Here is a 10,678-nt window from a genome sequence, read left to right as displayed (position 1 = left end):
ATCGAGCAATGGCTCTCGCCGCTTTACACGCCAACTCCAGCCTCGCTACACGCCTCTCCCGTTACAACGCCCATATGTCCAAGGCTCGCGCCCTGGAAGCAGCAGGAGGCGCCCAATGAGCATGCTTCCAGGCTTTTCATTACCCGAGGATCTGCTCCGCGTCAGCCCAGACGCCGAAGCCGGCCTGCCTATCGACGCCATCACCTGTGCCCTTGAACGTGCCAATTCAGTTCTCATGCTGCTGGAAGATCACTTAGATGGCGATAAACCCCTACTCTCCAACCGCGTGCTGTCGTCCGTTATTTGGGACGTGCGCGGCACTCTGGGGTTGATCAAAACACTCACCATGTACGGTGATGCCTCCTCTGCGCCAGTAAGCCAGAAAGGCGGTGCGCTATGAGCACCCAAGGCACACTAGGACGGGCGTCTTTTTTTGGTAGCACCAACAGCCAGCACCTATTCCGTGTGAACGCAGGAGTACCGATTGAAGACGCGCTTGAGACGGTTTCTCTTCTCCAGCACTACGTGAATCAGCTCACATTAGACGCCGCCATGAGTGATGATGGTGAGCGCTATAGCTGGTGCGCGCTCTACCTCGGTGAAATGGCCAAGGCACTCCTTGATGACGTGAATGACTCGATGTTTGCATCGAGGGCCAAGCCATGACCCAGCGCACCGGCAACACCTCAAAACGCCCCAGCTTTGCCGACGTAAAAAGTGCCGCTCTGAAGAACATCGACCGCGTCCTTACTCACTGGCTGCCGAACGGCAAACGCGTCGACGGCGGCAAGGAATACACCGCACCAAACCCGACGCGCACGGACAAACGCGCAGGCTCACTCAAGGTCAATTTGAGCAAAGGCACCTGGGCGGATTTTGCCACCGGCGATAAGGGCGGGGACCTGATCGACCTGGTGCGCTACATCGACGGCGGCACCGACGTTGATGCCTGCAAAAAGCTTGCGGATCTGCTCAGCGTTTCCGCTGGCTCCGCGACCGCCAAAAGCGCACCAACCAAGCCCGCTACGCCGGATTGGATTTCGATTCAACCGATCCCGGCTGGGGCCATGAACAAATGCCCAGCGAAACACCGGCAACACGGTGTTCCATCCAAGGTGTGGATCTATCGCGATGCACAGGGCCAACCGGTCATGGTGCTGTATCGCTTCGACCTGGGCCCAGATGAAGACGGCAAACCGCGAAAGGTCTTTGCGCCGTTGACCTGGTGCAAACGCTCCGATGGGCAAACCACACAATGGCGCTGGCAAGGCCTGCCTGAGCCTAGGCCGTTGATGCGCCTGGATGAGCTGGCACAGCGCGCCAATGCGCCCGTAGTGTTGTGTGAGGGTGAGAAAGCAGCTGATGCCGCTGCTGAGCTGATGCCGGACTACGTAGCCACCTGCTGGCCGAACGGCTCCAACTCTTGGCACAAGGCCGACCTGACGCCACTCAAAGGGCGCACTGTGGTGCTGTGGCCGGATAACGATGCCAGCGGCAAGTCCTGCATGGATGCCATCGAGCTCAAGTTGATTGAGCTGGGCGCCGCTTCGGTACAACGAATCTCGCTCGACGTGTTCAAGCTCAAGCCCAGCAGCAAAGGCGGAAAGCCCACGCTCATTAAGGGTGGAAAATGGGCAGACGGCGACGATGCAGCGGATGCATTAACCAAAGACTGGACCGCTGACCACGTCGCCGAGCTGGTGCGCAGCGGTGAGTTTTTCGGCAGTGCCGCTGAGCCCACTGAGCCCCAAGAAGCGAAAACCAAGGCACCTGCAAAACGTCCTGCGAAATCGAAAAATGATCTGTTGCCGGGCGGCTTTCGCCTGACGCCTGACGGGGTGTTTTATTCCGGCGATGATGGCGAGGCGCGTCCCGTGTGTTCGCCTCTCGAAATCATCGCCCGCACTCGCGACGACAAGGGCCACAACTGGGGCTTGTTGGTCGAGTTCGATGACCCGGACGGCGCTAAAAAACGCTGGAACATTCCAGCCAGGACCATGACCGGCGACTTTGGCAAAGACGTACTCGGCCCGCTGGTAGACATGGGCCTGCGCCTTGCCGGGAGCCGATCAGGACGCAATGCCCGCAACGACCTACAAAGCTATCTCGGCGGCTTCGATAGCGCCCAGCGCGCACGTTTGGTAACGCGCCTGGGTTGGCACGACAACGCATTCCTTTTGCCCGAACAACAGATCGGATCGCATGCCGAGCACCTGCATTTCTATGAAGCCGGTGCCCAGCTGCCACCGATCAGCGAGGCGGGTTCTCTGGAGCAATGGCAGCAGCAAATCGGCGCACTGTGCGTTGGTAATCACCGCTTGGCATTTGTCGTCTCTGTGGCCTTTGCTGGGCCTCTGTTGAACCTGCTCGGTCATGAGTCAGGCGGCTTCCATCTCTACGGCGACAGTTCCGGGGGCAAGACCACCCACCTGCAAGTTGCAGCCTCGGTTTATGGCGGGCCGCGCCTGGTGCGCTCATGGCGCTCGACAGATAACGCTCTGGAGTCCATCGCCGCCGCACATTCAGACGGTCTCCTGGTACTGGATGAAATCGGCATGTGCGACCCGCGCATTATTGGCGAGACGGTGTACATGCTCGGCAACGGCACTGGCAAGGCCCGGGCGAATGATCGAGGACAAGCGGGCCGACAGGTGCAGGAGTGGCGCTTGCTGTTTCTCTCGACTGGCGAGAAGACGTTGGCGCAGCACATGGCAGACGCAAACAAGGAGCTCAAAGCCGGTATGGAGGTGCGCATGCTCGCCGTGCCAGCGGATGCTAGCAAAGGTCTCGGCATGTTCGATGTGCTGAATGGTTTTGAGGATGCTGCTGCCCTCTCCGATGCGCTCAAGGCCCGTGTCGCCAAATACTACGGCACACCCCTCACCGCCTTCCTGCATGCACTGTGCTCGCCTGGAGAAATGCTCAGATGGACGGTGGTCATTCGCCGCACGGTGGAGCAGTTCATCACCCAAAACCTACCTGCATCGGCCAGTGGGCAAGCCCAACGTGCCGCCCTTCGCTTTGGCCTCGCAGCAGCCGCCGGAGAGTTGGCCACCGCCTTCGGCGTCACCGGTTGGCCTGATGGTACGGCCATGACGGCTGCACGGGTTTGCCTGCATGCATGGCTGGCTGAGCGCGGCGGCGCCGGAAACTTTGAGGGAGATGCGATCTTGGCGCGGTTACACCAGGTCATCGAACGGTTCGGAGAAAGCCGCTTTACCCGCTGGGAATCTGCCGCCGCCAAGATCGATGAGCACGGCCCACGCACGATTGATCGGTTGGGCTTTCGCAAGACGATGGAACACGGCATGGGCGACGCACTGCACACCACCAACACCTACTACGTGCTGCCGGAATCCTGGAGGGCCGAAATCTTCAAGGGCATGAATATCAGTGCGGTGAACAAGGAGCTGCTGCAACGGGGCGTGCTCGAACCGGGAAGCGACGGCAAGGCGTACAGCTTGATTCGCCTGCCCGGGTTAGGACCTCAACGCTGCTATGTGGTGAAGACAGTTCCTGGAACGGATGAAAGCGAGGCCAAGGCCGCCTGATGGCATGCCTGCTGATCGAGGTAGCGCCGGCTCATTACCGGCCTCGCCAGCCGTTCGACAACCATCCCTATCAACCGCAGTACCCAGAGACAATACAGATGAACACTATCCAAGAACTGAAAGACCGCCGCGACACACTGACCCTCGAAATGGAGAGCATTCAGCGCGACCTGGCGCCCTTCGAAGACGCGCTGAAAAGCCCAGAGGTTATCCAGCAAGGCCGTCAACGGGCTGTGCAGGATGAAATCAACGATCACAAAAGACGCATCGACTCGCGAAATCTCGAGATCAGCACACTGAACCAGAAGATTGATCGCATTGAGACATTGGCGAATCGTGAGAGCTTGGCTGCGGGTTATCTCAGCGATATGGCGAACCGGAAAGCCGACGAGATGGAACTCAACGAAAAGCGCAGCAGTATCGAGAGCCGGTTGCAGCAGGTCCGCCACAGCGATCAGGAAGATATGGCAAAAGCTCGACAAGCTGAGACAAATGCAGCCACCGCCTATGCGCAGGCTGTCGCTTGGGGCGATGTGGAAGGTGAGAAAGCCGCTAATGCGGAAGCTCAAAAGGCAGCAAAAAACCTCACGGTTGCGGTTGAGCATCATCGTCGTCAGCAACTGCTGATCACCGCGCTGGAACAAGAGCTGGTAACGATTGATCAGCACATCACGGAGGCGCAAAAAGAACATGCCAAGATTGAAAAAGAAGCAGCACATCTGGCAAACACGGTATTAGAAGAAAAGTGGAATGAGGCCGCGAAAGCGCTGCTGGAAACAGGCGGTAAGTTGTGGGCCGCACGCGACCTGATCAATCGAGACCCGGTTGCATTGATGAAGCTGGATATCCCTGAACAGGGCGAGCGCTTTGGAAGCTGGACCTGGCACGAACTCGCAGATCGCTCGCGCCAACACAGCCTGCTTGACCTGCTGGCGGCCTAACCTGAACCTTCCCCGAAGCAACCGGCGAGGGTCGGCTGCTTCGGGCCAACCATCGGTCTAACCATGAATAAAGCACAACAGAACGGCGCTCAAGTGCCAGATTCCCTGAAGGCCCGAAAGCTGCATTTGAACGGGATAATTCTCGGCATGTCTGGCATGAAAAAGCTCAACGCACGGGCAAACACTGACACTAAAGTTGAGACGCTTACGATTGATGCAATCAAGGCAGAGCTTGATTTCATTGACCTTCAACTCAAAAGAAAGGGTGGCTGATAGAGAAGCGGAAGCTTAAGCAGCTTCCGCGTCGTTAGACACTCCCATTACAAGCAAGGCTCCAGATTTTTCGGCTTCTGATCCGTGGCGGCTGTGGGTTATGCCCGCTTTCGGAAAGAAGGCGCCGCTCACCTCGATCGTGCACCTCAACACATCTACCACTGTTTATTTTGTCGAGAGCAAGATAAATTCATCTCTAAAATCTTGAAGCCGTTGCGCTGTACTGCTTAATTACTGATTAGTTATCCAGCAATTTACAAAAAAACAACAGGCTTATTTAATTTCGCGCAACGAATCAAAAATATCGTGAATTTCAATATCGTTATTTATATGTTCTCGTTGAGAATCCCTCCATTCTTCGTAAAGATAATCCTCGTGGGAAGCTTGCTCATTTTCAAATTCACTCATTTTCTCACGCAGCGATTCAATAGCACTACTAAAGTCATACTGTGTAATATCCCCAATAGCTCTAAGAGTCTCATCAAGAGCCTCAAATTCAGCTATCGAGCGGCACCCATGTATTTCATCACTGACAGAATTATCTTGAAGAAACTCCACCGCCTCATTTAGATCAGTGCTTAGATCATCATCCAGCTCTTCAAGTTTTACGGCGAGCAACAAATCCCTCAATTCATCTGCACTACACCCTGTCGAAGCTTCTTTTACCAAAGCACGAACAATACGAATTTGCAGCGACTTATCTTCACGCAACAGTTCAAAAGTAGAGCTTTCTATTTTTCCAAGTAGTTCTACGCCCATTTCAATATTGGCAACTTCCGAATCCCAATTACCAAGAAGCGTATTAAGTGCTGCGATTGAAGCTTGGAGAAGTTCAATTGACTGCAGCTTTTCTGCTGCGTCGATCATAGTACCCACTCGAAGCTCTAGACTATCGTCGATATAAGAATAGCGCTTCTTAATAAGAACTTTTCTGGGAGCCTTGAAGAGAGAGTCAAATACTACTGCCACCCGATGGGATTCGTAGCGTAGATGCTTAAGTACATCGCGACTATCTTCAACTAGCGAAAACGCCCATATGCGACGAATTTGCTCGAAGCGAATGGAACCTTCGATCATATCCAGCGCGTTTGGCGTGTCTCTGCGAACAACAGCGTTCAACATATCTAATACCGATGGATCAATCACTTCAATTTTTTTTCCAGGGCGAATGAATGAGCCATTCAATTCTCCAAGCCCGAATCGCCAGTCAGAAGGTTTGATCTGAAAACAATATCGCTGAGCTCGAAGCTTGTGCAAGGAGTAAAAAGCGCGCTCCAGAAGCTCTGGCTCACATATTCCACTGTACGTGTAAAGAGTCAAGAGGATGCTACGAGCCGAATCGCTAATCTGAAATTCATAAGCATGGCGCCAAATTTCTGCAGGGTTAGCTAATAAAGCCCTAACAAAATTCTGGTATTTTTCTGGCGCGGACGATTTAACACGCTGAAAAGTTGAAAGCCAACTTATTAATCTCGGATTAAATTTCTGATGCTGAACAATCTCCATATAAAAACGATTAGACAACAAGGCGGTTCGATAGGCCTCTGGCAAATCGCTAAAATATATATGATTATATAAAATTTCAGCACGCTGCATTCGACTATAGTCACCAACTGAAAGTACACAGCGACTATCAATTAAATTGGCCTGACTGAATCTTTCCGAAGTTGCAATAGCCTGCCGAAGAATATGCTCTCGCGTAGTCATAATCAATTTCGTAGCCGACGATGATCGTACCATTTCAATGAATTCGACAATGGCACGATCTTCATTTCGATTAAAAACTGACGCTTGCTCACCTAAAAAGGTTGCGCCTATAAAATCATCAAAATAAAAAACTTGCTTTTTACCTTTCTGATAAAGTTCGCGACCAACCTGAAAGTCAGTTAGAATTGAAATCGCCTCATAACCAAGTTCAATATGCTTATACAGCAGCATTTTAGCAAGTGATGTTTTTCCTACACCAGGAGCACCGGATATTATGACGACGTGCTCGTTTGCAAGCATTTCAAGTGATCTTGGATATGCCGCACTCCTGACATATTTATGAATATCTCGATGAACTTGACTAACATCAAATTCGCTTTGCGTAAGCGAAGCATTGTGTATCACGCGGTCTAGCATTTCACGACTTGTAAGCCATAACTTGTAATGCTTTTTCTCAACTTCTGGATAGATGCCGAGTAAATTATTTATATCGTCGGAACCCAAAATATCATGCGTGACCAACCCATTGAACAAGGACTTTATTTCATCTTTGTTCGAGGGGGTCAACCCTACGGAAGTAACCAATACATAGCGAGTCAACTTGATCTTTTCAGCTTTCACAGACTCTTTTTTTAAGTCCCTTATGAGCCCAGAAAACCCTGTACCTACGTAGTGTTTGCATTGAACTATGAGATTATCTTTTCCGGTGGCATGTCGAAAATCTATCCCTTGATCCCTTCCGGCCTTAAATGACTCTAAAATGATCCCATCGCGGACTTGAAGTAAGTCGCGAGCGAGCTGCTCGAAATCATGAGGGGACAATTGTTTGAAGTCGTAATTCGGCATATGAGACTCTTGTTGTTGTCCTAAAGTAGTAGTTTAGGCGGACCTTCAGATAACGCCACGTGTTTTGAATCGGCGTCATTTTTGTCCATGGTGATGGTCAGCTATCGGCCAAAAGTCGACATTCTCAAATGGCAGATCACCAAGCCCAAACCATAGCGTCAACGCCCTCAAGACCCGAGCAAATTGCAGAATGGACCAAGGCCGGCGACTATTTCTCAGTGATATTTGAACCTGCGGTTATCAAATGCAGGCTTCGTCCCCTCCAGCACCTTGACTACATGGCCATTGATAGCAGGACTTTCTATGGCGCCTGCGGTGTAAGATATTTTCTGACCGTTCGCCCGGTCGAAGTGAGACCAAATGATCTGCTCAGCATCGCAGACAACAGCAAGGTTAGGGTTGTGCGTGACCATGATGATTTGTCGACGTTTCTTAGCATCTGTGAGAACAGGCACCAAAAGGCTCACTACCGTCTCGTTGTCCAGGTTCTCTTCCGGCTGATCCAGGATGATGGGGTTACGTCCCTTGTCCACCAACAGATAGAAAATCAGGAGCAGAGCGCCCCTTTGGCCGGGCGAGAGCTGCTCAATCTCTGCATCCTGAAACAGTAGTGAATATCGAGGCTCAAGATACGAAAGATCGAACAGCAGGTCGTAAACCTCGTTCGAGCTCTTGTCTTTGCGTAGCATCGAATCGATTCCGTACTCGACTTTTTCTCCAATCGTAGCTGCCGCTACCGAAATCTTGTCGTGCAGGTCTTGGGCAAACGCGACCGCTTCTTCACGGTTGTCAAAGTCCACAGCTTCGCCCAACCGCCTGATCGTATTGAAGCTCTCATCTTCACCTCGGAATTCACCAACGTTCTGCTTCAGCAAGCTAAACAGGCTGGTTGCAAAGGCGTCAATTGAGCCTCCGAGTTTCGCTTTGAACCCCAGTTTGTACTCGTCGCGAATCAGGCTGTTACTCTGAATGAGTTCCTGAACCGGCTTGAACAATGCTTCTCTCGCCCTTCGCTGCTCATCAAGAATGTCGTAGACATCACCTGCTAGCTTTTGCCGGTGAGCTCTCTGGGTCTTCAGCAGTTCCGGCAGAGCTTGGATCTGCGCGATCCTTGCCTCCAGCCCTTTCACTGTTTCCGGGGCATCTGCGGTACCAACCAGCTCCTGATGCTTTCGCTGCCAGTCATCAACCGCGAGCAGATAATTTTGATAAATCAGTTGCGGCAGATCCAGCCGCGCTTTGGCCTCAGTCTGCTGCTCCAACAATTTTTGACGCGCATCTTCTCCCGCTTTGGTGCTATTGCCTACGGCAGCTTGGTCAGCCAGTACCGCTTCTGCCAATTGCTCCAACGGGTCGTAATTGATCTCGACTTTCACAAGGTCGATAACTGGTATGCCTAACAGGGCTAGGTCTTTACTCGTGTCTGCGACAAACTGGTCATGAGTGCGTTGGAGCATCCGAACCTGCTCTCTCACATCCTTCAAAGCCTTGCTTTTGGCGGCCAGCTGAGAGGCCGCATCATTGGCTGCGGTCCGCTCCTCTTCCAGACGCTTGAGTTCGGCAGCGATTTTTTCAAGGGTCACAGCTGTCACTTGTTGCTCAGGTGATAGATCAGCAGATGGTTTTTCCATTTCCGCAGGCTTAACGGCTTCGTGATCAGCTAGCTGCCGCTGCTTGAGGCCCAGTTGTTCGACCAGGCTCTTTTTGATCAGTGGATTCAACTGATTTTCATAATTTGCAATCTCAAGATTGACCCGCTTGAGGTCTTTGCGAAATTCGTTCAGTTGAAGGCGGAAGGTGCTTTCTTGCTGCTCGATCAACTGATTGAAATCCAATGCGCCTAATCTGATGGCGTCGTCAGTGTGAGAGAAAATGACCGATCTAAGCTCATCCTCGAAGGCATTGGATTGGCCGGTGACATGGGCATTACAGAGATCTTCAAAGTGCCCTTGTGGGATGTACCTCACCATCTCCACCTTCTCGGCAGGTGGGTCGATGTTAAGATTGGAGGTGGTGACGGTCCCGTCATGCCAGACGAGAGAGCCTTCGAACTGGCGGGCAGGCTCGCCACTTTTGCCCCGGAACCTTTCTTTGCGAAGGAAGGAGAAGTGGTTGGTCTGCCGAGAATGCCCCAGAAGAGCCAAAACATCGGCCAGGGCACTCTTACCACTCCCCTTGTTGCCGATGATCGCAACCAGATCGGAATTTAAAGGAAGACGCACATCGCCTAGCCACTGTGAAGTCAAAACAGAGTCCTTCACCTTGTTGATCACGACTTGGTCGATGAAATGCGTTTTGTTTCCGGCAATGTGCTCAAGTTTGGGAGGCGTTAATCCTATGAACGAACGCTTCGCAGGTTCTCGGATCGCCTGCTGCAACCCCCGGAAGGTGGGATCAGCTTTGATCCAAGTCTTCTTGTCTGAAGGAAAATCTCCGTATCCACGCTTGTCAGGATTTCCCGCACCTATGAAGCAGTGCGCGTCGCTACCTGCCACGACAAGCCTCGAGACATCGTTCAAGCCGTTCCTGATGCCCGCGTAAAAGCCAGCATTGCCAGGCGTTTTCTCTCCAACGAACGCCGAACGTAAATCAGCGTTCCTACTTTCGAAAATGGGCGAGCACCTGACTAACCCAAGAAAATAGGCATAGTGTTCGGTCCACTTCACATCACTCAAGCCATCATTGGTGTCGTAGGGCATGAAGCCGATAGCCTGGTCATCGGGGACTTTAGCAATCGCGTCTTTATAGCTTTCACACGTCAGCTCGATGATTTTCGCGCCTGCCACATAGGCCAGCTCATCATCATCTGCGATCTGTTCGAGTTTGATGCCATGCGGCTTCAGCAAACCTTCAGGTGCTTCTCGAGCAAAGGCTATAAGGGCTGCATCAGACAAGATTCTGCCGTTCAGTGCTATACGGAGATGAGCCAAGAAATCTTTCAAGATCTGGTCATCAATCTCGTTTGAGAAAAGCACGTGGGCGTTCAGGCGACCTTTCATTGGAGCCGCGAGTCTTAGCTCTATGCCAGGGAAAACGGTCTTAGTAAGCTTCGGAGCATCCGGTTCAGCCAATCTGCGCTTGAGCGCAAACCATCCGTCAAACGTCCAGTAATCCATAAGGGCAAAAACTGCGGGCTCCGCCTGGTTAAGCGCTTTGATCATTTCATCAACTAGTGCTTTGTTCGCAGCTGAATCCGGGTATTTCCGGTCGAGCTTCGCTCCTCGCCATTCGAATGAAGCTGGAGTGTGAATATGCAAATCCCATTGACGCCATACTGACCCGCGTTCGCTGCCGCTTTGAATTATCATTTCACACCTTCCATTGCGTTGGACTGCGCATGCCCGTCCGCCTAATTTCGGG

General features: G+C 52.3%; 7 protein-coding genes. 5 read left to right on the top strand and 2 right to left on the bottom strand.

Annotated features, from left to right (window positions below):
* The first annotated feature begins 115 nt into the window (after positions 1–115).
* From E4O97_RS04170 to E4O97_RS04150, 5 genes are all read left to right on the top strand, one after another.
* Positions 116–400, top strand: a complete 285-nt coding sequence (locus E4O97_RS04170; protein WP_248160886.1) for a hypothetical protein — start codon at positions 116–118, stop codon at positions 398–400.
* Complete coding sequence (locus tag E4O97_RS04165) at positions 397–666, top strand: DUF3077 domain-containing protein (protein WP_248160885.1); 270 nt, start codon at positions 397–399, stop codon at positions 664–666. Before E4O97_RS04170 ends, E4O97_RS04165 begins: the two co-directional genes overlap by 4 nt.
* Complete coding sequence (locus E4O97_RS04160; protein ID WP_248160884.1) at positions 663–3,551, top strand: DUF927 domain-containing protein; 2,889 nt, start codon at positions 663–665, stop codon at positions 3,549–3,551. The genes E4O97_RS04165 and E4O97_RS04160 overlap by 4 nt, the downstream gene beginning before the upstream one ends.
* A gap of 98 nt (positions 3,552–3,649) precedes the next feature.
* Positions 3,650–4,492, top strand: coding sequence for a chromosome segregation protein SMC (locus E4O97_RS04155; protein ID WP_248160960.1), 843 nt, complete (start codon positions 3,650–3,652; stop codon positions 4,490–4,492).
* 63 nt (positions 4,493–4,555) lie between these two features.
* Positions 4,556–4,765 (top strand): hypothetical protein, encoded by a 210-nt coding sequence (locus E4O97_RS04150; RefSeq protein ID WP_248160883.1) that lies wholly within the window; start codon positions 4,556–4,558, stop codon positions 4,763–4,765.
* Positions 4,766–5,038: 273 nt separating this feature from the next.
* Here the strand turns inward: E4O97_RS04150 and E4O97_RS04145 are convergent, their stop codons facing one another.
* Entirely contained in the window at positions 5,039–7,318 is a 2,280-nt protein-coding gene (locus E4O97_RS04145) for a restriction endonuclease (protein ID WP_248160882.1), read from the bottom strand.
* A 215-nt stretch (positions 7,319–7,533) separates the two neighbouring features.
* Positions 7,534–10,626, bottom strand: a complete 3,093-nt coding sequence (locus tag E4O97_RS04140; RefSeq protein WP_248160881.1) for a TrlF family AAA-like ATPase — start codon at positions 10,624–10,626, stop codon at positions 7,534–7,536.
* Positions 10,627–10,678: the final 52 nt, after the last annotated feature.

It is taken from the genome of Pseudomonas sp. W15Feb34 (genome assembly GCF_023127765.1).
GTDB lineage: Bacteria > Pseudomonadota > Gammaproteobacteria > Pseudomonadales > Pseudomonadaceae > Aquipseudomonas > Aquipseudomonas synxantha_A.
This window is presented reverse-complemented; position numbering and strand designations above follow the sequence as displayed.